This is a genomic window from Desulfonatronospira sp. MSAO_Bac3, from assembly GCF_003838035.1.
Taxonomy (GTDB): domain Bacteria; phylum Desulfobacterota; class Desulfovibrionia; order Desulfovibrionales; family Desulfonatronovibrionaceae; genus Desulfonatronospira; species Desulfonatronospira thiodismutans.
Window position 1 is genome coordinate 1 of sequence record NZ_QYZY01000317.1, and the last position, 26875, is coordinate 26875.

The following is a 26875-nucleotide window of genomic DNA, read 5'->3' on the forward strand; positions in this document are numbered from 1 at the left end:
TCTGAATCGTGATCAAACTTCCACCACCCAAATAGTCCAAGCCACGGTGTAGCTCCCCTCCTTAGCCAAGGAGGGGTCGGGGGTGGTTGTATGAACTCCCTTCCTTATAAAAATTCCAGAAACCCACCAACCAAGCAAGTCCAAGCCACGGTACAGCTCCCCTCCTTAACCAAGGAGGGGAGCAGATCGAGGCATGGCAACACTCTGTCGCATGCATCTGTATAAATACTCCGTCTGGGTATTGATCAAACTTCCACCACCCAAGTAAGTCCAAGCCACGGTACAGCTCCCCTCCCTCAGGAAGAAAGTATGGGTGTATGGGGGTATCCATGTGTGGGTGTAAAGATATTTTCACTCCCATACTCCCATACGCCCCTACTCCCACACGCCCCTACTCCCATACACCCATACTTCTTAACCCCGGGGGTGGTTGTACGAGATCCCTTCCTTATCATCAATCATCCTTCTCTTCACACCAGATCCAGAAACTGCCTGGCCCTGGCAGTAGCCTGGTTCTGGATCCGGGCGGCGTCCTCCCGGGAAACGCCCAGGTGCTTTAATGTCCGTTCCACTATATCCCACTGCCCTCGTTCCCCGGCCATGGCCAGGTCCAGCCAGGCCTGCATCTCCGGGTTTCTCCCCATAAGCACGTCACGCAGGCGCTCATCCAGGGAAATCTTCTGCACAATCTCCTCCATGGGCTGGGCCAGCAGAGCATCCAGGGAGGAAAAAAGCCCGAGCAGAAACATGGAGTCCGATTCCATGCAGACCGCTTCCCCCCGGTCGCACACCGCCTCCAGAAACCACGCCCTCTGCAGGCAGAAAAACAAAAGCTCCCTGGCCCGGGGCGAGGGGTCCATGTCCGCAAGCACCAGCACCCGCAGCCAGGCTGCGATCCTTCTCTGGCCCAGCATGGTGACTGCCTGGGATATGGATTTTACATCGTAGGCAAGCCCCATTCCAGGAGAATTTATATAACGCAGCAGCCGGTAGCTAAGGGATACATCACCCTTGATGATTTCGCTTATGCGCGTAAAGTCCAGATCCGGCCGGCCAAGCTCCTGCAGCAGGTTGACCTTGGAAATACGGCTGGAGGAAAGCTTTTTACCGGAAACCAGCTGGGGCCTGCTGAAGAAAAATCCCTGGAAATAGGAAAATCCCAGCTCCCTGCAGCAATCAAACATTTCCAGGTCCTCCACCTTTTCCGCCAGCAGGAGGCACTTATGTCTTTGCAGGTCATTTACAATCCGCTCAAGCTCATCCCGATGCATGCCCAGTACATCAACCTTGACCAGGTCAGCCAGTTCCAGCAGGGGCTCATAACCAGGGCTGCCCACAAAATCGTCCAGAGCCAGGCTGTAGCCTTCCTCCTTTAGTTGAATGCATATCTCCAGGATTTCCCTGTCCGGCCTGACGGTCTCCAGGATCTCCACCACTGCCGTCTCTGGAGGCAGTGCCCTGGGACTGCCTCCAAGGAGCATGGATGCAGGATAGTTTATCAGGACCCGCTGATTTTCCCGCAGCCATTCCGTGGCCAGGCCGAACCCATCGGCTATCACCCTTGAGGTGGCCAGGTCGCCGTCCTGAAACGCAGCGCTCTGACTCCCGGCACCTTCCCGGAACAAAAGCTCGTAGCCCCAGATATTCATCTCCCGGTCAAATACCGGCTGCCTGGCCACATAGACATTGTCCGGGCCTGTGCCTTCATCACTGTTGACCTGCCTGCTGTCCTGAATCATCTCCAGTATCACTCCGCTTATCTGATATATCCACAACTAACTCCTGAGAGCAGCAAAAAATCTCCTGAATTCGCCCCGGGCATGTTGAACAGCCACCCGTCAGCCGTTCACCAGCGAGCTTATAACGGCTTTGTTCACTTGTGACATCCAACTCGGGCCAAGCGGGCATGTCCGCAACCCATTTTTTTCCACGCAAAGGCGCTAAGATCGCAAAGGGAAGGCAGCCTTGTCCAAAACCATGTCCCGGTTTTGGACAATACACCTGGTTTGCGTCTTTGCCATTGCGTACTTAGCGTCTTTGCGTCTTTGCGTGAAAATTTTCTTGTTTTTTATGACAAAGTTTCAGGAGTAAATCACTAATGTATATATCTCCAAAAGTCCATGACGCAGCGGATTTCAGCCAGGTCCCGCACCTGCCCTTATTCCTCTGGAAAATGCCTGTAAACAGACGACTTTCTCCCTTCACCTCTTTAAAATGACAATTTTGTCATTATATTATTTGCAAATACTATGTTTAAGATAGTTTACACGGGCACAGGCAAGTCTTACAGGAAGACATCGATGTTATCTTAAATATAACCCGGCCCGGATTTTCACACGCCGGACATCCGCTCTTTTTGTAAGCCGTCAGATATACCGGCTGCTATCTTCTGCAATACTTACTTCCGAGGCCAGGCTTACCTCAATCTGCAACCATATCACCCTGAAATTCCAACCTTACAGGCTTATAGAATGAACAATCACCAGGACAAAAAAAACATTATGATAATTGACGACACCCCGGCCAACCTCAAGCTTCTGCAGGAGATGCTTCAGGGCAGGGGCTACAGGGTCATGGCCTTCCCCCAGGGGGAGATGGCCCTCAAGGCCGCCGCCCGCAAGCCCCCGGATCTCATCCTTCTGGACATCAGGATGCCCGGCCTGGACGGCTTCCAGGTCTGTACGCGTTTCAAGGAACAGGAAGGACTAAAAGACATACCCGTCATCTTCATCAGCGCTCTCAATGATCCCAGCGACAAGGTCCAGGCCTTTGCCGCCGGCGGGGTGGATTATGTAACCAAGCCCTTTCATCCCGAAGAGGTCCATGCCAGGGTGGCCACCCACATCCGGCTGCGGGGCCTGCAGAAACAGGTGGAGGACTACAATCTGCACCTGGAAAAACAGGTGGAAGAAAAGGTCCGGGAAATTTCCGAATCCCAGCTGGCCACCATTCATGCCATGTCGGAACTGGTGGAGCTGCGCGACGTGGAAACCGGCGGTCACATCGCCCGCACAAGCAATCTGTGCAAAGCCATGGCCCACCAGGTAAGCCGGGAATCAGCCTGTGCTTCCCAGGTGAACAGCGACTTTATTGACAATATTTCCCGGGCAGCGCCGCTGCACGATATAGGCAAGTTCGGCATCCCCGACAGCATCCTGCTCAAGCCGGACAAACTCACTAAGGAAGAATTCGAAAACATGAAGTCTCACTGTGAAATCGGGGGCAGAACACTGCAGAAGGCTCTGGAACGCTACCCAAAAAACACCTTCCTCAGCATGGGTGTAGATATCGCCTGGTACCACCACGAAAAATGGGACGGCAGCGGTTATCCCCTGGGCCTGTCCGGGGAAAGCATACCCTTGAGCGCCAGGATAATGGCCCTGGCTGATGTCTATGATGCCCTGCGATCCAGCCGGCCCTACAAAAAGGCCTTTTCCCACCAGGAGAGCCTGCGCATAATTCAGGAAGGTTCGGGGACACACTTCGACCCTGAGCTTGTCCAGGCCTTCACGGCCATAGAGGACCGGATCTGCAGCATTCTAACCCAGGAGTCCTGAACATGAAAACCGGCAATGCATCTTCCAGTGAACGCCGCTGTCCGGAAAAGAGCCATGATGAGCAAAGCCTCATACTGCAGCTTAAAAACCTGCAGCATGTCTACCACCGGCTCTTGATGCACATGCCCGACGGATGCGCCCTGTTGAGCAGGCAGCCTGGTTCAGGCAAAGAAGAGGAGTTCTTTATCCAGGAGGTCAATCCTGCCTTTGAAGACATGACCGGGGCAGCCGGGCAGGAACTTATGGGCAGGTCCACCCTGCAGGCCCTGCCGGAGCTGGCAACCAGGCTGAACCGGGCCTGTATGCAGGCCATGGGAGGCACCCAGCCCGTCGACTTTCAGCACTTTCTCTCCAGCCAGGCCAAGTACTTCGAGGTCAGGGTCTTTGCTGTGGGGGAAAATATCTGCATGGGCGTCTTCAGCGAGGTCACCGGTCGCATGCACTTCCAGGAGGCCCTGCGGGAAAGCCGGGAAAAGTACCTGACCATTGCTGATTTTACTTATGACTGGGAATACTGGCTGTCCCCGCAGGGGGAATTTCTGTATATTTCTCCCTCGTGCAAACGGGTGACAGGCTACACCCCGGAAGAATTCAAATATGATCCCGATCTTTTCCGGCGCATCATCCACCCTGGTGACCTGCCCCTGCTTAACTGCCTCAAGTCCTGTGACCATGAACTGCAGCAGGAATCGCATTCTGAAACCGACTTCAGAATAAGAACCAGGGACGGCAGGGAAGTATGGATAAGCCACAGCTGCACTCCAGTCTTCTCCGAAACCGGTGAATACCTGGGCCGCAGAGGCAGCAACCGGGACATAACCGATCGCAAGGTTGCCGAGAACAGGCTGCAGGAATTCGCCGTAGAGGTGGAAACCCAGAATCTGGAACTGGCCAGGGCCAGAAACAGGGCCCAAGAAGCCAGCAAAGCCAAAAGCACCTTCCTGGCCAATATGAGCCACGAGATCCGCACTCCCATGAACGCCATCCTGGGTTTTGCCCAGGTCCTGGAGCAGGACCCGGACCTGACTCCCAGGCAGGCCGGTCATCTCAAGACCATCACCCGCAGCGGCAACCACCTGCTGCGGCTCATAAACGACATCCTGGACATGTCCAAGATAGAGGCCGGACAGGTCCAATCTTCCCCTGAGGACTTCGGACTCGTGGATATGCTTGAGGACATGGGGCTTATGTTCAGCTCCAGGGCCGAGGCCAAGGGTCTGCAGTTCATACTGGAAAGAGATCGCCATCTGCCCGGGAATATCCGGGCTGACCAGGGCATGCTCAGGCAGATCATGGTCAACCTCCTGGGCAATGCCGTCAAGTTCACCAGTTCCGGCGGCGTGGCCTGCAGGGTTCGCACTGAACCGGCACAGGACACTGGTGAAAAAGATGATTCCAGGCTTCGTCTCACCATTGAAGTCGAGGATTCTGGGCCGGGAATCCAGGAAATTGATCAGCAGAAGCTCTTTGAACCTTTTCAGCAGGCTGAAGAAGGCATCAAAGAAGGAGGCACCGGCCTGGGCCTGGCCATCAGCCGCAGCTTTGCCAGGCTCATGGGCGGGGACATAGAAGTCAGCAGCACTAAGGATCGCGGCAGTCTGTTCAGAGTGCATATCCTGGTGGAGACCTCCACAGGACCGCCAAGGACAGAAAAAAAACCTGAAAGAATCATCCAGGGCCTCCAGCCCGGCACAGGACCGGTGCGCATCCTCATAGTGGACGACAGACTGGACAACCGCAGCCTTCTGCAGGCCATCCTGGAGCCCATGGGCTTCGAGACCCGCCAGGCTGAAAACGGGGCCCACTGCCTGGAAATATTTCAGGACTGGCCGCCACATGCAGTGCTCATGGACATGCGCATGCCCGTCATGGACGGCTACGAAGCAGTAGAGAGGGTCAGGGGGCTTCCCGGCGGCAGGGATTGTTTCATTATGGCTGTCACCGCCAGCGCCTTTGAAGAGGACAGACAGGAGATCCTGAATACAGGAGTCGACGCTTATCTGCGCAAACCCTTCCAGAATGTGGAACTCCTGGAGGAACTGGGCAAAGGACTTCATCTGCAGTATATATATGCGTGCAATGATGCCCCGGGGGAAAATGCTGCAGGACCTCATGCATGCCTTGCCGCCCCCGGCTTGCCAGGGCATATCCTGGAAGATCTAAGTCTTGCCGTTTCCGAGGGGGACATTCTGGTCCTGGAAAAAATCGCCGGAAAACTGCACAGGACAGACCCGGATGCAGCAGACACTCTGCTGAAGATGATCCAGAACTATGACTACCAGGGAATTGAGTCCTGGCTCAAGCAGGTGGAGGAACAAAATGAGACACAGTATGCAGAAGACACTGATGATAATTGACGATTATCCTGAAAACCTCAAGGTCCTCCAGGAAATGCTCGAAGTCAGCGGGTACCGGGTGGTGGCCTTTCCCAGCGGTCCCCTGGCCCTCAAGGCGGCTGACAAAAATCCCCCGGACCTGATCCTTCTGGACATCAAAATGCCTGAAATGGACGGATTCGAGGTCTGCCGCAGGCTCAAAGCCCATGATAAACTCAAGGAAATTCCAGTAATATTCATCAGTGCCCTGGACCAGGTCCAGGACAAGATCCGGGCCTTTTCCCAAGGCGGGGCCGACTACATCACCAAGCCTTTTCACCCTGAAGAGGTCCATGCCAGGGTGACAAGCCACCTGGCCTCCAAGTCCCTTCAGGATCTGCTGTACAGCCACAGCCTCCAGCTGGAAGAAACCGTCCGGGAACGTACCCGGGAACTTATAGCCGCCAACAAGCAGCTGCAGAACATGCAGCGCCTCAAAAACAGTTTTCTGCGCATGCTTTCCCATGAGCTGCGCACCCCGGTCAACGGACTCCTGGGCATCAGCCAGGTTCTTCTGGATATCTGCCCCATGGACAATGACCTGCAGCAGCTCAGGGAAAACTTCTTTCTCAGCCGCAAACGCCTCAACAATCTCATTGAAGACGCCTCCACCATCGCCGGCATGGACAGTTTTGCCCGGGACGGCTACCAGAGGGTATCCATATGGGAATATCTGGATGCGGCCCGCAACTGCCTGCAAAAAGTATCCGTAACTGTTGACCGGGAAGAACTTCTGAAGCAGATTTATACCAGCCAGGATATGACTCTTTTCAACAGGACCATGGAAACCATACTGCGCCTGGGGCTCTGTTTTTCCTCCAACAGGTCCTTGCTGCAGCTCTTTACAGAAGTAGACGGGCAAAACCTTGCTTTGAAAATCCATCTGGACAATCTGGAGCTCACAGCCCGGGAAACTGAAACTTTTTTTCACATGGATTCCGAGGTAAGAGGATATTCAGCCGCCCAGGACCTGGCCCTGGCCCCGGTTGTGGCCCACGAGTTCCTGCTGGCCTCCGGGGGCGGACTTCGGCTTTTTAAGGAGGAAAACCGCACTGGATGGCTGGAAGCCTCCATAAAAATTGAAACAGGAAAAAATAAAATTGTCGCATAAAACCTTTCTTTTCAAAGACCTGGTGGACCTGGAGCGCCTGCAGGGCATGTTTGAAAACTACGCCGCCTCCACCGGATACAAAATCGGCATCCTGTCCTATCCCGGCCAGGAAATGCTCATCAGTACAGGCTGGAAGGACCTGGGCTCCAGGTTCAAGAGCTTTCAGCTGGTTACCGGTGACAGCCTGAACCCGGGCAAGCATCCATACACTGCGGACAATGCCCGGCACCGGGTATGCATCCGGGAGAGCCCGGACGGTTACCTGGAAGGCATCGCCCCTGTGCTGGTGGACGGCACCCTGATGGCCAGTATCTTTATGTCCGCCCCGGAAACTTCAGCTCGTCCTGACAGGGAAGACCCGGACGCAGATGAGTCTTCTCCGGCTGATGACAGGTCCTTTCAAAGCGCCCTGGCCTTTCTGTCTGAAATGGCCGCCATGCTGGGGGACCAGGGACTGGCCGAGCTTCGTCTGCGCCGGACATCCAGGAAACTGGAAAAAAGCGAAGCCACCTTTAAAAGCCTGGTGGAGCACCTGCCCCAGCGCATATTCATCAAGGATCTCAACTCGAACTATGTCACCTGCAACCAAATATACGCCGGGGATGTAGGCCTGACCCCGGAGGAAATACCCGGTAAAACCGATTTCGACCTGCACCCCGAAGAACTGGCCCGCAAGTACCGCCGGGACGATCACCGGGTAATAACCCAGGATGCTCCCCTGGAACTTGAAGAAAGTTACAGCAGAGGGGACAGCTCTTTGTGGATCAGTACCACCAAGGTGCCCTACCGGGATGAATCAGGCAATATAATCGGAGTACTGGGCATCTTCCAGGACATAACCAGGAGCAAGGAGCAGCAGGCCGAGCTTAAATACAAGGAACAGCTTCTAAAAAACATTGTGGACACCCAGTCCGAGCTCATATGCAGGTTTCTGCCCGACGGCACTCTGACCTATGTCAATCCGGCCTACTGCCGGTATTTCAACAGGGATGAACAGGACCTTCTGGGCAGGGTATTCCTGCCCATGGTCCATGATGATGACCTGCAGTATGTCCAGGAATGTTTTTCCTCCCTGGGACCCGACAGACCGGAAATCACCTACCAGCACCGTATCAGGCTGCCTGACGGCCAGATCCGCTGGCAGGAGTGGACCGACCGGGCCTTTATTGATGAACAGGGCAAAGTCTTTGAATACCAGGCCGTGGGCAGGGATATCACCGAGCACAGGCAGGCGGTCAACTCCCTGCAGGAAAGCGAGCAGCGCTACCGGGGCCTGGTGGAGTCCCAGAATGACCTTATTGTCCGGGTGGACCCGGACAACAGGCTCACCTACGTCAATGACACTTACTGCAAGGTGTTCGGCAGGACCAGGGAAGAACTTCTGGGCAGTTCCTTCACCCCCCTGGTTCACGAAGAGGACATAGAGGATACTCTCAAGGCCATGGAAGATCTCAAAACCCCTCCCTACAGGGCCCAGATGCAGCAGCGGGCCATGACCGTGGACGGGTGGCGCTGGATCCACTGGGAGGACAGCGCCGTACTGGATCAGCAGGGCCGGATTGTGGAGATCCAGGGGGTGGGCCGGGACATTACAGACCTGAAAAAGGCCCAGGAGGACCTGCAGCAAAGCGAGAAAAACTTCCGCCTCATTTTTGAAAACTCACCCGTGGGCATGGCCACCCACGAGATACTCATAGATGAGCACGGCCGGCCCGTGGACTACATATTTCTGGATGCAAACCCGGCCTTTGAAACCCACACCGGCCTGTCGGCCCAGGAAGTCACCGGCCGCCGGGCCACAGAGGTCCTGCCGGGGATCGAGAATTCATCTTTTATTGACACCTACGCCCAGGTGGCCTTTTCCGGCAAGACTGCAAACTTCCAGGAATTTTCACCGCCCCTGAACCGCCACTTTATGATCAGCGCCTACCAGATGGCCCATGGGCAGTTTGCAGCCTCATTTATCGACATTACAGAACTGGAGAAAACCCGCCGGGAACTTGTCCGGGCCAAGGAGGCAGCCGAAGCAGCCAGCCAGGCCAAGAGCACTTTCCTGGCCAACATGAGCCACGAGATACGCACCCCCATGAATGCCATCCTGGGATTCGCCCAGATCCTGGAAAGGGATTCAACTCTTGGCCCCGACCATGCCAGGCATGTCCAAAGCATCTCCCGAAACGCCGATCATCTTCTGAGCATTTTAAATGACATCCTGGACATGTCCAGGATAGAGGCCGGGCAGATTGAACATAACCCCAGGGATTTCAACCTGCATCAGACTTTCGAGGATCTGGAGCTCATGTTTATCCCCCGGGCCGTATCCAAAGGGCTGGAGTTGACCTTTGAAAAGAACGGTTCCCTGCCCCGTGCCGGCCACGCCGATCCGGGCATGCTGCGCCAGATCATGGTCAACCTTCTGGGCAACGCCTGCAAGTTCACCTCCCAGGGCGAGGTGACCTGCCGCATCTCTGCAGAAAAAAACTCAGAAGCCTGCGGCACCGGCCAGGGCGGTTTCACGCTCAACGTCCAGGTCCAGGACAGCGGTCCAGGAATAGACCCGGAGGAAATGGACAGAATTTTTGATCCCTTTCACCAGGGCGGGCGTGATCCAGGTGAAGGCGGCACGGGCCTGGGCCTGCCCATCAGCCGGAAGTATGCCCGCATCATGGGCGGAGACCTGAGCGTTTCCCCCCACACTGAAAAGGGCAGCTTATTTTGTCTCCAGGTGCCGGTTCAACAGGCAACCAGGCCTGTAGAAGACGGAAAACCCCCCAGCGGCAGAGTACAGTCCCTGCCTGCGGACATGGCCCCTGTGCTGGTCATGGTGGTGGATGACAAAAAGGACAACCGCTCCATGCTGGTGGAACTTCTGCGTCCCCTGGGCTTTGAAACAGTGGAAGCAGCAGACGGCCGGGAGGCCCTGGATCTTTTTCAGGAGCGCTGCCCACAGGCCGTGTTAATGGATATACGCATGCCCGGGATGGATGGATATCAGGCCATCAAAAGCATCAGGCAGGTTGCCGGTGAACAGGGTCCGTTTATCGTGGCCGTTACCGCCTTTGCCTTTCAGCAGGACAGGGAGGCTGCCCTTGCCGCCGGGGCGGACGAATATCTGAGCAAGCCGTTTCAGCCCGAGGATCTTTTCAGGCTCCTGGGGCAGGGACTGGCAATCGAATATGTCATGTCTGATACCCGGCAAGACCAGCCACAAGGCCTGTACCAGGAAAAAATGCTGCCAGCGGATCTGGACCCGGAAACCATAAGTAAAATGCGCAGTGCCCTGGAAGAAGGTGACGTACGCCTGCTAAAAGAACTCATATCCAGCATCCGCAAGAAGCATCCCCAGACCTCGGATACCATGATGGAAATGGCTGAGAGGTTTGACTACATACAGCTGGAAACAATGCTGGATCAGGCCCGGTCCGGGCAGAACCGGGAATAGACGGGACCGGTTCCTGTTTGCGGCAGAGGAAGCGTTTTATGCTGGAAAAGACTTTCGGCGAAAGAGTCAGGCTGTTCAGGGCCTTGAAGAACCTGACCCAGGGCCAGCTTGCAGACATGCTGGACATAAGCAGGCATCACATGGGCTGCCTGGAACGCGGCGAATCCGGACCATCCTTCGGGCTCATCAGGAAACTCTGCACCCTGCTGCAGGTACACCCAGCAAGCCTGTTTCTCTCTTCAGACCAGGAACCAGAGTACCCGGAAGAATCCCAGGTGGACACGTCACCTTTGCAGCAGATCCCCTTCATGTCCGGCCACGGCACCTGGAACATAAGTATCCCTAACGGTCCTGAAACCTGGTCCCGACAGCTGTGGCAAACCCTGGGGTACTCTACCAGCAGGGAGCCCTCCCTTGGTTTATTTCTAAAGCACGTTCACCAGGAATCCAGGCAGGCCTTTGAAGCCTTTTACCGGCAACTGGCTTCCGGAAGCATTCCTCCCCCGGAATCGTTCTGGATCACCCGACGGGACGCAGTCCAAAGGAAAATCCAGGCCAGAGGGGATATCATCAAAGGACCCGGGAGCAGCTCTCCCCTGGCCTGCCTGAGCCTCCTGGACATTACCGAATGGCTGGAGATGCAGCATCATCTCATGTACAACCAGAATCATCTGCAGAATGCGGTCCTGCAGAAGACCAGGGCTCTGTCCCGGGCCGTGGAAGAGACCAGGCAGGAACTTGAGCTTCGCAAGGCAGCCCAGGAATTCGCCCGGGAACAGCAGGAAAAAATGGAGAGCATCCTGAACAACATGGACGACGGGGTCTGGTCCGCATCCTGGCCTGATATGGATATCCTTTTCATCAGTCCCTCCCTGTCCGGCATATTCGGATACTCAACTGCAGAACTGCAGAAAAACAACAATCTCTGGTTTCAGGCCATACATTCCGAAGACAGGCACATAGTGGAAAAATCCCTGCTTGACCTGCCCCGGGAAAAACGCAAGAGCTTAGAGTACCGGATAGTCCGGCCGGACGGGGAAATCAGGTGGATAAACGACCGCCACTGGCTCATACTTGATCCCTCCACCGGCACTCCTGTCCGGGTGGACGGGCTGACAGTGGACATAACCCAGCGGTTGCAGATTCGCAGACAACTGGCCGAAAGTGAAGAAAAGTTCCGGAGCCTGACCCTGAATGCCCCGGTGGGCATAGCCATGCATGAAATAGTGCTAAACCCCCACGGCGACCCCGTGGACTACATCTTTCTGGATGTGAACCCGGCCTTTGAAACCCAGACCGGGCTGAAACCATCGGAAGTACTGGGACGCCGGGCCTCCCAGGTCCTGCCCGGCATTGAAAACACTTCCATTTTGTCTTTTTTCGGCCAGGTTGTATCCAGCGGTGATCCCATGGACTTTGAATTTTATTCCAGTCCCCTGCAGCGCTTTTACATGGTCCATGCCTATAAGATATCCCACAGGCGCTTTGCCGCGGTCTTTATCGATATCACCAGTCAAAAGCAGATGGAGCAGGCCCTGGGCGAAAGCGAAAGGCGCTACCGCGGCCTGGTGGAGTCGCAAAATGATCTCATAGTCAGGGTGGATACCGATAACAGGCTCACCTACGTCAATGATACCTATTGCAGGACCTTCGGCAGGACCAGGGAAGAACTAATGGGCAAATCCTTTACTCCCCTGGTGCACCAGGATGATATCCAGGCTACTCTTCAGGCCATGGAGGGACTCAAGGTGCCGCCCCACCGCATCCAGGTGCAGCAGCGGGCCATGACTGTAGACGGCTGGCGATGGATATTCTGGGAAGACAACGCTGTTCTGGATGAGCATGGACACATCGTGGAAATCCAGGGTGTGGGCCGTGACATAACCGAACTCAAATCCCGGCAGGTACTGCTGCAGTCCATATTCCAGGCCAGCCAGGACGTATCCTTTGTGGTCACCCAGAACATGCCCCACTCCGGAGACATCATCCTGGAATTCAGCCCGGGGGCTGAAAACCTTTTCGGCTACTCCAGGGAAGAAGTCCTGGGCAAACCTGTGGCCATGCTGCATGATCCCGCTGACATACCCAGGTTTCCGGATATCCACAGGACCCTGAAAGAAAATCAGCCCTGGAGGGACAAGGTCAACCTGGTGCGCAGAGACGGCAGTACTTTCCCGTCTCTTTTTACAGTCTATCCCTTCGAATATGACGGCAAAGACTCCACCCTGGGGGTGTCCATAGACATTTCCGAGCTGGAACAGGCCAGAAAGATCCTGGAAAAAACAGCCATAACCGATCACCTCACAGGGCTCATGAACCGCAGCAGATTCGACCAGCTCATGGAGGAAGAATGGCGCAGGGCCAAGCGTGGAGGACACTGTCTGTCAATACTCATGCTGGATATAGACAACTTCAAGCAGTTCAATGACTTTTACGGGCATATCCAGGGGGACAAGTGTCTGCAGAGGATAGCCGGTATCCTTTCAGCCTGCCTCATGCGGGCAGGCGACGTCCTGGCCCGTTACGGCGGAGAAGAGTTCATAGCCCTGCTTCCGGATACCCCGCTGCAGTCAGCTGTTGTCGTGGCTGAAAAAATGCGCATGTCTGTAGAAAACCTGGGCATGCCCAATACAGGTTCCCAGGCAGGCTCATTTGTAACAGTCAGTGCCGGAGTTGCCTCGTCCTGTCCCTTCCCGGGCATGTCCCGGCAAGGACTGATCCATCAGGCGGACATGATGCTTTACAAGGCCAAAAGCCTGGGACGCAACACGGTTGCGTGGCAATAGCCGCCTGATCTCGCCCGACCGGAGAAGCTGTGGCCTGAAGCCTGACACAAAAAAAATGTATACAAAAAGTCAGGATGAAGTTAACCTGGATGAAAAATGTTTATAAGGAAGGGAGCTCATACAACCACCCCCGACCCCTCCTTGGCTAAGGAGGGGAGCTACACCGTGCCCTGGATTTACTTGGGTGGTGGAAGTTTAATCAAGCTCCAGACGCAGAATTTATACAGATGCATGCGACAAAATGTTGCCACCCCTCAATCTGCTCCCCTTAAGAAGTATGGAAGTAGGGGCGTATGGGAGTATGGGAGTAAAAATATCTTTACACCCACACATGGATACCCCCATACACCCATACTTTCTTCCTAAGGGAGGGGAGCTGTACCGTGCCCTGGACTTACTTGGGTGGTGGAAGTTTAATCAAGATCCAGACAAAGTATTTATACAGAGGCATGCGACAAAATGTTGCCACGCCTCAATCTGCTCCCCTCCTTGGTTAAGGAGGGGTCGGGGGTGGTTCGATATTCAGCTCCCTTCCTTTAACAATTAACAAATAACAAATAACAGATAACAATTAACAATTAACAGATAACAGATAACAAAAAACACCAAGAGCAGAAAATGACCCAACACAACAACTACTTATCCAAATCCCCCACAGGCATCCAGGGCTTAGATGAAGTTCTGGACGGAGGCCTGCCCAGCGGCAGGTCCACCCTGGTCTGCGGCTCCGCCGGCTGCGGCAAGACCCTGCTGGGCATGGAGTTTCTCATCCACGGGGCGCAACAGTTCCAGGAGCCCGGAGTCTTTGTGGCCTTTGAAGAAACAGAAGAGGACCTGGCCCGTAACGTAGCCTCCCTGGGCTATGACCTGACCTCCTTGGTGCAGGAACGGAAAATGCTGGTGGAATACGTTCACGTTGCCCGGGAAGAAATCCAGGAAACCGGGGAGTTCAGCCTGGAAGGACTGTTCATCCGCCTGGAACATGCCATCAACACAACAGGGGCCAGGCGGGTGGTCCTGGACACCTTGGAGACCCTTTTTTCCGCCCTGCCCAACCACTTTATCCTGCGGGCCGAGTTGCGCCGCTTAGTGCGCTGGTTCAAGGACAGGGGCGTTACTGTCATACTCACGGGTGAGCAGGGCGAAGGCACCATGACCCGCCATGGCCTGGAGGAATATGTCTCGGACTGTGTAATCATGCTGGATCACCGGGTGATCAACGAGGTCTGCACCAGACGTCTGCGGGTTGTCAAATACCGTGGATCCACCCACGGCACCAACGAATATCCCTTCCTGATAGATGGCAAAGGCTTTTCAGTACTTCCGGTCACCTCCTTGAACCTGCAGCACAGGGTGTCAACTGAACGTGTAAACACAGGCATCACCGGCCTGGACAACATGCTGGACAACCAGGGCTATTACCGGGGCAGCACTGTTTTGATTTCCGGCACCGCCGGTACCGGTAAATCCAGTATCGCCGCCCATTTTGCCGACGCTGCCGGCAGGCGCGGCGAAAAGACCCTTTATTTTACCTATGAAGAGTCCCCTCACCAGGTTCTGCGCAATATGAGTTCAATAGGGATTCACCTTGAACCCTGGATAAACCAGGATGTGCTGAGATTCGAGGCTGCCCGGCCCAGTGTCTACGGCATTGAAATGCACCTGGCCAGAATAATGCAATGCGTCAAAGAGTTTCAGCCTTCGGTGGTCATAGTCGATCCCATCAACTCCCTTCTGGGGGAAAGCAATCAGCCTTCGGTCAAGGCCATGCTCATGCGCCTGGCGGACTTCCTCAAAGGCCAGGGAATTACAGCCCTGTTCACCAGCCTGACCATCGGGGGCAGGCACCAGGAAAGCACTGACACCGAGATATCCTCGCTGATCGATACCTGGCTTCTTCTGCGGGATATTGAAATAAGCGCAGAGCGCAACCGGGGCATTTACATCCTCAAATCCAGAGGCATGAACCACTCCAAGCAGATCCGCGAGTTTATTCTCACTGACCATGGTGTGGAACTGGTGGACGTTTACGCCGGAACAGAGGGCATACTCACAGGTACAGCCAGGCTGGCCAGAGAAGCCCGGGACCGGGCCGAAAAGAATAAGCGCAGCCGCCGGATCCAGCAGAAAAAACACGATATTGAAAACAGGCGTAAGGCCTTAGAGGCAAAGATATCCGCCATGCAGGCAGAGTTTGAGAGCCAGGAGGCAGAGATAAACATGCTGATTCAGGAAGAGCAGAATCAGGAACAGCTCATGGAACAGGACATGGACGAAATCACTAAGAGCCGGCAGGGCAGATTATAGCCTGCATTTATCTTTTAAGCCTTACATTCGGCATGGTTTTCCTTGAAAAGACCAGACAGTAAACAACGGAGAAAAACAATGAGCGACCAGAACCAGGAACCTGATGACGACATGAGGCAGCAGGATACGGACAGCGGCATGTGGAACCTGAGGCTCTATGTGGCCGGCCAGTCCAGCAAATCCCTGACTGCTTTTGCCAACCTCAAAGCCCTGTGTGAAGAACATCTGCAGGGGCGCTACACCATCGAAGTAGTCGACCTGATAGAAAATCCTCAACTGGCCAAGGGTGACCAGATCCTGGCCGTTCCTACTCTGGTGCGTAAGCTGCCGCCGCCCCTCAGGAAAATTATCGGGGACCTCTCAGACACTGATCGTGTCCTGGTGGGCCTTGATCTGAAACAGCACGAAACCGAATAACTGTACGAGGCTCAATTTGGGTTCCACCAAAAACAGAAGCACTGCTGAAAAATTTCAGCAAATCCTGGATCAAGGCCCACAGGAAACTTACCTGTTGCGCCTTTATGTCGCCGGAACCTCGCCCGCCTCTGCCAGGGCCATCAAGAATATCAGGCGAATCTGTGAGGAACACCTGCCGGGGCGTTACCATCTTGAGGTCATTGACCTTTACCAGCAACCGGAACTCAAGCTGCCAGAATGTGTCGTCACCGCCCCCACCCTGATAAAAGAACTGCCGCCTCCCCTTCGCTGCATTATCGGTGACATGTCCAACACCAGCCGGGTGCTGGCCGGCCTGGATATAAAAGTCAGATAAAAAGCTTTCAAATGGTTATGCACGACAAAACACAGGATGCAAAGGATCTGCAGCAGGAAAACGCAGAACTGAGAGCCAGGCTGGAAGATACACAGGAAACACTGCGGGCCATTAGAAGCGGAGAGGTGGACGCCTTAGTGGTCTCAACGGACCAGGGAGAGCAGGTTTTCACCCTCAAGGGGGCGGACCACCCATTCCGGGTGCTCATGGAAGACATGAGTGAAGGCGCCCTGACCCTGTCCAGTGACGGCATCGTCCTGTACGCCAACCAGCGCTTTGCCGAGATGCTTAAAAGCCACCTGAACCTGGTTGCAGGCTCGGACCTGGTGCAGTGGATTCAATCCGGCCACCGCTGCCGCTTCTATTCTCTTTTGCAAGGCCAAAGCGGACAGAGGTCCAGTGGAGAAATCAATCTGGTTGATTCCCAGGGGGCTCTTGTTCCGACTCAGTTTTCCCTGACCCCTCTGGAAACACAGGACATCCAGGGCGCTTTCTGTGCCGTGGTCACTGATTTAAGCGAACACAAGCGCCTGCAGGAAATAAAGGCTGCTGAGCAGACGGCCAGGGCCAGGGCCCAGGAAGCAGAACGTTACAGTGAAACCCTGGAAAGCCTGGTGAGAGATCTTAATAAAGCCAGAAAAGGACTAAAGGAAAATCAAAACTTCCTGGAATCAGTACTGGACACCATCCAGGACGGCATAGTCGTTCTGGACAAGGACATGAACATAATAAAGACCAATAGAGTAATTCAGAACCTGTACTCCCTGGATCACTCCCGTCAGGAAAAATGCTACACAGCTTTTCATGGCCGCCGCGAACCATGTGACCTCTGCCCCACATCCAGGGCCATGCAGACCGGGAACCTGGAGGTGGAAGAAATACCAATAATCCAGAATGGAGTTGAAACCGGAACCATGGAAGTCTTTGCCTATCCCATGCGGGATGAGCAGGGAAATATTACCGGCGTTGTGGAATACGCAAGAGATATCAGCAAGGTCAAAAGAAACCGGCAGGCCCTGAAAAGAAGCCAGGCTCTGCTGTCCAGAACCCAGGAAATCGCTGACATCGGCAGCTGGGAAATGGACCTGGACAAAGACGTTTTGACCTGGTCGGATCAGGTATATCGCATGTTTGGCTATGCCCCGCAATCTTTCCAGCCGGGCTACCAGTCTTTTCTTGATGCAGTACACCCCGAAGACCGGGAATCTGTGCACAAGAAATACCTGGAGTCAATGCTCGACGTATCTCAGGGCTTTGAATTCGAACACCGGATAGTCAGGGCTGACAGTCAGGAAGTGCGTTATGTCCGGGAACAGGGTTTACACGAATTAGACGATGCAGGACGTGTGGTCCTCTCCTATGGGGCCATCCAGGATATCACGGAAAACAAACTTGCCGCTGACAAACTCCGCGAAAGAGAGGAAAAATACCGGGCCCTGGTGGATCAGTCTGTGGAAATGATATACCTGCACGACATGGAAGGCCGGTTTATCGAAGTCAATGCCGCTGCAGTCAGCAATACCGGGTATACCAGGGAAGAACTGCTGAGCATGAACGTCTTTGATCTGCACACTGACCAGTTAAGCCAGGAGGAGGTTAAAAACTACTGGCAATCCATGCTCCCCGGCCAATCCATGACTGTGGAAACCGAACACCACAAAAAGGACGGCTCGGTTATTCCTGTAGAAGTCAAAATCGGCAAAATCTATTACAGCAACCAGGAGCATATCATGGCCCTGGTACAGGACATCACCGAGCGCAAACAGGTACATCAGGAACTTATCGCCCGCAGGTCCGCCGAAGAAGCCAACAGGGCCAAAAGCCGTTTCCTGGCCAACATGAGCCATGAAATCCGCACCCCCATGAATGCTGTCCTCGGGTTCGCCCGCATGCTGGAGAACGATCCAGCTCTTCCGGCCAAGCAGGCCGCCCAGGCCGGGACCATTGTGCGCAGCGGGGATCATCTGCTTCAGCTGCTCAACAGCATCCTGGACATGTCCCGTATAGAGGCGGGCCAGAGCGGACTTCACCCTGAAGACTTTCATCTCCCTGGCCTGATTGATAAATTGATGACCATGTTTGAATTGAGCGCTCAGGACAAGGGCCTTGAACTTGTACTGGAAAAAGATCCCCATCTCCCCCCGGATCTGCATGCCGACCAGGGCAAGCTGCTGCAGATCCTGACCAACCTTTTAAGCAACGCTATCAAGTTTACCAGCACCGGGGAAGTAAAGCTGACCATAAGCTCAAAACCACCTGGGCCTGCTGATACTGCCTGTGAAGAACAGGACCTGGGCCTGGTATTCCAGGTGCAGGATTCCGGTCCGGGAATAACTGCGCAGGATCAGGCACGATTGTTTGAACCTTTTTTTCAGGCTCAGGATAAAATGCATCCCGGCGGGACCGGTCTGGGCCTGACCATCAGCCGGGAATACGCTGTTCTCATGGGGGGCAACCTGACAGTGAGCAGCCAGGAGGGCCGGGGCAGCTGTTTTCGTCTGGAAATACCTGTAAAAAGAGCCCGGACTCAAACCACCCCCCGGCAACCCGCCTCTGCTATGCAGAAGCCCCAGGCCGACAGGGGTCCGCCCGGCTTTGATCACTCCGTAACCCAGGAGATCTGCGAAGCAGTATCCCAGGGAGATGTGGTCAAGCTCATGCAGACCCTGGACGAAGCCGCCGGCCAGGACCAGGAATCGGCCGTGAAACTCAAAGATATGGCCCGTAATTTCGAGTATGACAGAATCATGCACTGGCTGAACCATTCCGGTGCTTAGGGTTTGTCATAAAATAAGTGTTACATAATGCTTGCATAATCTGGGGGTTTATCGCTCCCACGCTCTGCGTGGGAGCGTAGCCCGACCGCTCCTGCGGTCATTTCTTATCCAAATTTGTTGACTTTATTTCTTTCAACCAGGAACGAAGAACCAGGAACTTTGAACTCTCAAGTTAATAAGCTTTTTAAAAAATACCAACCATCAAACAGGAAGCAATATACAATGCAACAGGAATTTCACCAGGCCAGAATAATGATTGTGGACGATACCCCGGCCAACCTCAACCTGCTCATGGATATGCTCCTTAAAAAAGGGCACCAGGTTGTGGCCTTCCCCAGCGGTCAACAGGCCCTGGAAGCCGCCTCGAAAACCCCGCCGGACCTCATCCTCCTGGACATAAGAATGCCCGGCATGGACGGATTCGAGGTCTGCAGGAAACTGAAACAGGACCCGGATCTTCAGGACATCCCGGTTATTTTCATAAGCGCACTGCAGGATGTATCGGACAAGGTTCAGGCATACAATACAGGGGGCGTGGATTATGTAAGCAAGCCCTTTCAGCCCGAAGAAGTCTACGCCAGGGTGGAGACCCACCTGCGTCTGAACCGCCTGCTGCGGGAAAGCGAAGAGAGCCGCCGCGTTCTTATAGAAGAACTGCCGGACATCATTGTCCGTTTCGACCGGCAGGCCAGGCATGTTTCTGTTTCAGACAATATCCGGGACCTGGGCATAACCGAACCCGGAGAATACATCGGCAGGACCCACCGTGAACTGGGGTACTCCGAGTCCTGCTGCCGCTTTTGGGAAAAATCCATCGCCACAGTCTTTGACTCCGGAGAACCTCTGGAGGAGGAAATGAGCCTCTACAGCGGGGACAATGAAGGACTGATACATAATGTCCGCATGGTTCCGGAACGTGACAGCAGCGGCAATATCGTTACCGTGCTGGCCATCAGCCGGGACATAACCCTGCAGAAGCAGGCCCAGCAGGCCCTTTTAAATGCCAAAAAGGATGCCGAAGCCGCCAACCAGTCCAAAAATGAATTCCTGGCCAACATGAGCCATGAGATCCGTACCCCCTTAAACGGCATTGAAGGCATGATGCAGATGCTCCTGTCCACTCCCCTGAACTCAGAGCAGCAAAAATTCATTGAAATGGGACACCAGGCCTCCAGGCGAATGACTGAACTCCTCTCGGACATCCTGGATCTCTCCCGCCTGGAAGCCGGTCGGGAGGACGTCAGCAAAAGAACCTTCAACCTGAAGGATGTGTGTGATTCCCTGTGGGATCTGCTGGGAATCAAGTCCCGGGAAAAAGGCATCCCTTTGACCTTCAACCTCTCGCCCTCCCTTCCGGACACCCTCATGGGGGACTCCACCATGGTCCGCCAGATCCTCTTCAACCTTGTGGGCAACGCCCTCAAATTTACGGAACACGGACAGGTCACTCTGGACATCCATCCCTTGCCCCAGTCGCATCAGGATCAGCTGCAGGTGCTGTTCACCGTCTCGGACACCGGGCCGGGCATCCCCGATGACAAGCAGGACAGGATTTTCAAGCCGTTCGACATGGTAAACGGCTCCCTGACCCGGAAACATGAAGGGAAAGGCCTGGGTCTAACCGTAACCCACCGCCTGGCAAAGCTCATGGGCGGCACAATATCCGTTGACAGCGCTGAAGGACAGGGCACATCCATATACGTTACACTGCCCTTTGAAACCGTGCCGGAAACCAGGCCTGCTGAAAATGAGAGGGTCAATGAATATGAAAAGCCTGCCGGGATGCGCATCCTTATCGCGGAAGACGACTCCCTGAGCCGGATTTTTTTCGAAAAGATACTCCAGGGGGAAGGCCACCGGGTGGAGTCAGTGGAACACGGAGACCAGGTCATGTCCAGGCTGGCCATGAATGACTACGACTGCATACTTATGGACATAGAGCTTCCAGGCATAAGAGGCGACGAGATAACTACCCGGATCCGGGCTGCAGACAACCTGGGAGCCAAAAAGGATATTCCCATCTTTGCGGTAACCGCCTACACCCAGCCCGGAGACAGGGAACATTTTCTGAAAGCAGGCATGGATGACTACCTGCCCAAACCCCTGGGCATACAGGAATTCAGAGAGGCCTTCAAAAAGCACGGCCTGGTGCGGTCATAAAAGCTCCCGGTAACTGGAGACAAAGGGGAAACCAGCGCATAGACAGATGCCTGCGAGAGAGTGCGCCCTGAATAAGATCTTTTCAGTGCCTCACGTTCTCCATTTGCTCGACCTCTTTGACCATAGAAGGAACGTCCAGGATCAGCGCCAGGGCTCCGCTGCCCATAATGGTTGCCCCGGACAGCCATTTTTTCCCGGCAAATACCCGTCCCAGATCTTTGATCACGGTCTGGTGCTGCCCCACGATGCTGTCCACCACCAGGCCGAACCTGCGCAAACCAGCCTGGACAATCACTGCCTGCTCTATTTCCGGGGCTTCGGTGCCTGCCTGGTACCAGTTGCGTACGTTTATGCAGGGCATCAGCTGTCCTCTGATGTCGCAGGTCATGGTCACATGATGCTTTTGCTGGTTTTTACGGCTTACTTCCACGCATTCCACCACGTCTGAAAGAGGGATAATATAGTATTCCTGGTCCACCATGACCATCAGGCCTTCAATAATGGCCAGGGTTAGAGGCAGGCCGATGGTTATGGTCGTGCCGGCCCCGATCTCGCTGTCCACCTCCACACTGCCTTTCAACTCGTCCAGACTACGGCGGACCACGTCCATTCCCACTCCCCGGCCGGACACTGAAGTAACTTTGTCTGCAGTGGAAAACCCAGGATGAAAAATCCATTGCAGGATATCTTTGTCGGAAGGTCGATCATCAGCCCGGGCCAGACCGCGCTCCACAGCCTTGCTGAAAATCCTGTCCGGGTTTATTCCACAGCCGTCGTCCTGGATGGTGATATTCACCTGGCCTGCGCTCTGTCTGGCGGACAGACTAATGCATCCCTTGCGGGGCTTGCCCATGGCCTGACGTTTGTCCGCCTCTTCAATGCCGTGGTCTATGCTGTTGCGCAATACATGCACAAGGGGATCGTTCATTTTTTCTATTACTGTTTTGTCCAGCTCTGTTTCTGCGCCATAGGTTTTCAACTCGATTTCCTTGTTCAGTTCCAGGGAAAGATCACGCACCAGTCGCTTGAACTTATTGAAGGTTGAGCCCATGGGCACCATGCGCATGGACAGAGTCCTTTCGCGCAGGTCGTTACTCAGACGTTCTACTTCCTCGCTTACAGATGTCAGGTCGACATGGTGAAGTTCAGACTCAATCTGTTTGAGACGGGCCTGGGCAATGACCAGCTGCCCCACCAGGTCCACCATTTCGTCCATTTTGGCAGTACTGATCCTGATGGAAGCCGTATTCTCCGAATTTGCCCCGCCAGTTACTTCAGAATCTTTTCTAAGTGTTCCCGCCGCTTTTGAATTGTCTCCGGCGGACAATGAACCTGGCTCGCCATTCATGGAAGATGCCGGGTTGGCCGGGGCAACCTCCAGGGACCCTTCTTCGGCGGGCACAGGTCCTGTCTGGCTGGTCAAGGCGGAAATCAGTTCCCAAGCCTCGGCTTCGCTGATGCTCTTGAAAATGGATACCTCTCCCGGGTTGTCCAGAAACAGGAAGACATCCTTTACTGCCTCCTCATCAGCATGAGTGCTCAGCACAATATCCCAGGATAGAGAGCATACCCCGGGGTCGAGTTCCTCAAGCGGGGGGACATCTTCCTGGTGAATGCCGGTATAGCACTGGCCCAGTCTGGACAGTTCCTCAAGGATGTCCATGGGATTGAAAAGGTCATAATTTTTCGGCCCGGGGGTGTAACGCAGGTGATAATGATATTTACCACCGGATTGTTTTTCCAGGTATGATGCTCTATCCATGTCTTCCTGGTCATTTCCCTGGATCTGGTTTGATGTTTCTTCCTGTTCCTGCCTGAAATCCACCAGGTTTTCCAGGCTGGACAGGATATGCGCAGTCTCCTCCAGGGGCAGGCCACTGTCCGGGTTATTCAGGTATCTTTCCAGCAGATCCTTGTACCTGAAGGAGAGCGTGATCAGTTCCCGGCTGGAGTCCACCCTGCCGGACCGGACCAGGTCGAACACTGTTTCCATATCATTGCTCAACTCGCGGACATCCTCCAGCCCAAGCATCGCTGCGGAACTTTTGATGGTATGCAGGGACCTGAACACCCTGTTAACCCCGTCCGGGGAGCCGGGGGTCATCTCAAGCTTCAGCAGTGCTTCTTCAAGCTCTACCAGCACTTCACGGCATTCCTCTACAAACATGGAAAACCTTTGATTCATTGAGCCCCCCCGGTAAACGGACTTAGACCCAGTTCCTGCAATGACCTGGCCACAGGCTCCTGGATGGGAGCAACTATCCCAAGACTGCCGCCCTGAAGAAGGCAGGACTTGTGTGCAGCAATGACAAGCTGGGCAAATGATGCGTCCACCCACTCTGTACGGGTCATATCCAGGCGGATGTTAGGCGAAGAGTCCAGGGCCCTGAGCAGAGCCTGGTGTATCCTGAATGCCTGGCTCCTGTCCGCCTGTTCCGGCACCTGAACCACAAGAGCACCCTGATCTTCCCGGATGCCCGCAAGCCCAGGGTCGTGTACCGGGCTGTCCAGCCCATCCCTTAGTCCAGACGTGCTCCGGCCCTGTTGATGAAACATTTCCCGGCTCAGCCTGCGGATTTTTTCCGGGGAAATGTTGAGGAGAACACTAATTATTTCAGGGTCGATGATAGTGGCATACAGGACGTTCATGGGAATTCTGTTTGTAATCTCCATATCCAGATCCCCGACTGCATCTATGTCCACCCGGCACTCCAGAATAAGGCCGCTGTCCTGCAGGGTCCTGATTATATCGTAGGGTGTCTTGTTTTGACGATGGATGTCATTGATCAAGTCAAACTCAAAATGATAAAGAAATTTACCGCCTTTTAGCGCATGCTCCAGGGACAGGTCATCCACAGTGAAGAAATTATGTCCGTCCTCGGCCGAAAGCATGAGTGTTGATTCCTCGCTGGCCAGGGATTCGGCGGGGAAAACACTGTTCACCGCCCTGATTACTTCAGAAATGTCCAGATTTTCACTTTCATCAGGATCATTGATCATGAGTTTTAGCATGTCGAAACCCTGCAGCAAAACCTGAAAGAAATGCGATTGTGCAGACGTAGATATTTGTCCGTCGCGCAGAAGATGAAGAGCGTTTTCCAGTTTATGTGCCAGATCCTTTATGGCGTAAAGCCCCAGAAAACCTGCTGCTCCTTTGACCGAATGGGCCGTGCGGAAAATGCGGTTGACCAGCTCTTCGTCCAGACCTCCTTCCATGGATTCCAGGATCAGGATATCCGACTCAATACTTTCCAGATGTTCCCTGGAATCCTCCACAAAGGCTGTCACCAGTTCGTCAGCCATAAGCTCCTCGTTTACTATCCGTTCTTATATGCAATGGTCTTGCCGTATGCATATATATCTGTCGCTGTTTTCTGCATGGAAATAAAGCCTGCCAAAAGACTTCACACCGTGCCGAAGGGCTCAGGGGTCTGGATGCCGACATCACGACTGCGCCCCCTGAACCCTCGCCCCGGATGAAATGCCTGAAAACCAGCCATCAGACCTGCAGACCGGCATCTTCCTGCTTGCTGTCCATACTGCTGCCCATACTTTGCTCAACACTGCTTTCAGCCATGGAAGTCAGCTCTTCCAGACTGAAAACGGCCTGAATATCCAGCAGGATTACAAACTTATTCTCCAGCTTGCCCAGCCCGAGAATAAACTTCATGTTGACCGCTGTTCCGAGCCTGGGAGTCTCTTCTATCTGCTCGGAAGAAATGTTCAGGACCTCCTGCACCCCGTCCACCAGTGCTCCCATGATGCTGGACTCCCCATTTATTTCCACCTCCACAATTATAATGCAGGTGTCCACAGTCTGCTCTGCTTGGGACAGACCGAATTTTTTGCGCAGATCCACCACAGGGACCGGGCGGCCCCGGACATTTATAACGCCGCGCATGTAGTCGGCGGTCCTGGGTACCTTAGTGATGGCGGTGTATTCCAGCACCTCCCTGACGGAATCAATATTCAGCCCGAACAACTCCTGATCCAGATAAAAGGTCAGATATGTGTTGCTCTGGCCTGTGCCTTTCTCTGTCATAAGAACTCCTTGCAACCAGCCTGAGCGGTGGTTTTATTTCCGTTATGTGCCGGGATCTGTGTTCAGCCCTTTTAAGGCCGCTACAGGGGCCGCCCGGCACTCATTTAATAACGCTCAAACTCCTGGTCCTCAGCGTCCTTGGGACCCATATCCAGCTGCAGTCGCCTGGCCGGCATGCCTGACGCCTTAGCCCTGGGCTTTTGCTGTGTCTTCCTGCCGTTCCCGGCAAAACCCTTATCCAGAGCTTTGCGCCCCTCAGGCTTTGGGGCCCGGACACCCCTGCCTTTGCTGGACCTGCCGCCGTCATCAGCAACGACAAAGAAGCTCATTATATCCTGGAGCTGCTGGGCCTGGCTGGACAGCTCTTCAGCAGTGGAGGAAAGCTCTTCCGAAGCAGAAGCATTCTGCTGCACCACCTGGTCCAGCTGCTGGATGGCCTTGTTGATCTGCTCCGCCCCGGAGTTCTGTTCCTTAGATGCAGCACTTATCTCCTGGACCAGGTCCGCGGTCTTCTGGATGTCCGGGACCATCTTCTTGAGCATCTCTCCGGCCTTTTCCGCCACCTGCACGCTGGAGGCGGAAAGTCCGCTGATCTCGTTGGCGGCCTGGCCGCTTCTTTCGGCCAGTTTGCGTACTTCAGCCGCCACTACTGCAAAGCCCTTGCCTGCCTCACCGGCCCTGGCCGCTTCAATGGCCGCATTCAAAGCCAGCAGGTTGGTCTGGCGGGCGATTTCCTCTATGATGCTGATCTTCTGAGCGATATCCTTCATGGCCTGGACCGTGTCCTGGACCTGCTGACCGCCGTCTTCGGCATCCTTAGCCGCCTGCAGGGCGATCTTCTCGGTCTGGGCGGCATTGTCCGCGTTCTGCTGGATATTTGAGCCCATCTGTTCCATGTTGGAAGACACCTCTTCCAAGTTGGAGGCCTGCTCGGTAGCACCCTGGGAAAGCTGCTCCGAAGAGGAACTCATCTCTTCGCTGCCCGAGGCCACCTGTTCCGTGGCCTGTTGTACCTGGCCCACAACATTCTGCAGTTCTTCTATCATTATCTGCATGGCCTGCATAAGCTCATCGTGCTCTGAACGCTGTTGCACTTCTACATCTAAGCGGCCCTGGGACAGGTCCTTGGCCAGGGTTACGATTTTATTCATGGAATTGATGAGCATATTCATATTGTTCTTGAGTTTATTAAAGTCTCCCCGGTATTCTTCTTCAATAAGTCCTGGAATATTACCGTCGGAAATCTGGTCAATATACTCGGCCATCATGTTCATGGGGGCCACAAAGGTATCGATCAGCGTATTGACACGGTTGACAAGGCTTTCCCAGTCCCCCTGGTACTTGCCTGCATCACCGCGGGTATCCAGTTTACCGTCGGACACATCCTGGATCAGACCGTTCATATCCTTGAACAATGCCTTTAAATTACCCATGAGCAGGTTGAGGTTGTTCTTGATCTCGTTGAAATCACCCTTGTAATCGTCGGTGATCTCCTCGGGGATATCCCCCTTGGCTATACGGTCCACGTACTCGGCCATCATGTTCA

The 26875-nt window shown here is 54.4% G+C and carries 15 protein-coding genes; 10 read left to right on the forward strand and 5 right to left on the reverse strand.

All coding sequences use genetic code 11. From position 1 onward, the window contains the following. Nucleotides 1-470 precede the first annotated feature (470 nt). Nucleotides 471-1775, reverse strand: a complete 1305-nt coding sequence (locus D5S03_RS11115; protein ID WP_050775210.1) for an EAL and HDOD domain-containing protein — start codon at nucleotides 1773-1775, stop codon at nucleotides 471-473. A gap of 696 nt (nucleotides 1776-2471) precedes the next feature. Here D5S03_RS11115 and D5S03_RS11120 point away from each other — a divergent pair. The 10 genes from D5S03_RS11120 to D5S03_RS11165 all read left to right on the forward strand — a co-directional run bounded on the left by D5S03_RS11120 (nucleotide 2472) and on the right by D5S03_RS11165 (nucleotide 21287). After that, nucleotides 2472-3557 (forward strand): HD domain-containing phosphohydrolase, encoded by a 1086-nt coding sequence (locus D5S03_RS11120; protein WP_287044025.1) that lies wholly within the window; start codon nucleotides 2472-2474, stop codon nucleotides 3555-3557. A gap of 2 nt (nucleotides 3558-3559) precedes the next feature. Then, complete coding sequence (locus tag D5S03_RS11125) at nucleotides 3560-5914, forward strand: PAS domain-containing hybrid sensor histidine kinase/response regulator (RefSeq protein ID WP_287044026.1); 2355 nt, start codon at nucleotides 3560-3562, stop codon at nucleotides 5912-5914. After that, on the forward strand, nucleotides 5889-7043 hold the full coding sequence (locus tag D5S03_RS11130) for an ATP-binding response regulator (protein WP_050775211.1): 1155 nt from the start codon (nucleotides 5889-5891) through the stop codon (nucleotides 7041-7043). The genes D5S03_RS11125 and D5S03_RS11130 overlap by 26 nt, the downstream gene beginning before the upstream one ends. Beyond that, nucleotides 7033-10485 carry a PAS domain S-box protein gene (locus tag D5S03_RS11135; RefSeq protein WP_287044028.1) on the forward strand — a complete coding sequence of 1151 codons (3453 nt, stop codon included), beginning with the start codon at nucleotides 7033-7035 and terminating at the stop codon, nucleotides 10483-10485. The genes D5S03_RS11130 and D5S03_RS11135 overlap by 11 nt, the downstream gene beginning before the upstream one ends. Nucleotides 10486-10523: 38 nt before the next feature. After that, nucleotides 10524-13271, forward strand: a complete 2748-nt coding sequence (locus D5S03_RS11140; RefSeq protein WP_287044030.1) for a PAS domain S-box protein — start codon at nucleotides 10524-10526, stop codon at nucleotides 13269-13271. Nucleotides 13272-13889: 618 nt separating this feature from the next. After that, on the forward strand, nucleotides 13890-15578 hold the full coding sequence (gene kaiC, locus D5S03_RS11145; RefSeq protein ID WP_008870988.1) for a circadian clock protein KaiC: 1689 nt from the start codon (nucleotides 13890-13892) through the stop codon (nucleotides 15576-15578). 78 nt (nucleotides 15579-15656) lie between these two features. Beyond that, nucleotides 15657-15995, forward strand: coding sequence for a circadian clock KaiB family protein (locus D5S03_RS11150; RefSeq protein ID WP_008870989.1), 339 nt, complete (start codon nucleotides 15657-15659; stop codon nucleotides 15993-15995). A 16-nt stretch (nucleotides 15996-16011) separates the two neighbouring features. Beyond that, on the forward strand, nucleotides 16012-16350 hold the full coding sequence (locus D5S03_RS11155; protein WP_008870990.1) for a circadian clock KaiB family protein: 339 nt from the start codon (nucleotides 16012-16014) through the stop codon (nucleotides 16348-16350). A 17-nt stretch (nucleotides 16351-16367) separates the two neighbouring features. Beyond that, on the forward strand, nucleotides 16368-19127 hold the full coding sequence (locus D5S03_RS11160) for a PAS domain-containing sensor histidine kinase (protein ID WP_287044033.1): 2760 nt from the start codon (nucleotides 16368-16370) through the stop codon (nucleotides 19125-19127). A 222-nt stretch (nucleotides 19128-19349) separates the two neighbouring features. Next, complete coding sequence (locus D5S03_RS11165; RefSeq protein ID WP_008870992.1) at nucleotides 19350-21287, forward strand: response regulator; 1938 nt, start codon at nucleotides 19350-19352, stop codon at nucleotides 21285-21287. A gap of 82 nt (nucleotides 21288-21369) precedes the next feature. On the opposite strand, the gene D5S03_RS11170 is transcribed toward D5S03_RS11165, so the two are convergent. The 4 genes from D5S03_RS11170 to D5S03_RS11185 form a co-directional block, all read right to left on the reverse strand. After that, a complete protein-coding gene (locus D5S03_RS11170; RefSeq protein ID WP_287044034.1) occupies nucleotides 21370-23472 on the reverse strand; it encodes a chemotaxis protein CheA in 2103 nt (700 codons plus the stop codon). Continuing rightward, on the reverse strand, nucleotides 23469-24590 hold the full coding sequence (locus D5S03_RS11175) for an Hpt domain-containing protein (protein ID WP_287044035.1): 1122 nt from the start codon (nucleotides 24588-24590) through the stop codon (nucleotides 23469-23471). Before D5S03_RS11175 ends, D5S03_RS11170 begins: the two co-directional genes overlap by 4 nt. A gap of 196 nt (nucleotides 24591-24786) precedes the next feature. Then, nucleotides 24787-25329, reverse strand: a complete 543-nt coding sequence (locus D5S03_RS11180) for a chemotaxis protein CheW (RefSeq protein ID WP_287044037.1) — start codon at nucleotides 25327-25329, stop codon at nucleotides 24787-24789. 104 nt (nucleotides 25330-25433) lie between these two features. Then, on the reverse strand, nucleotides 25434-26875 hold a 1442-nt coding region (locus D5S03_RS11185; RefSeq protein WP_287044039.1), incomplete at its 5' end, for a methyl-accepting chemotaxis protein.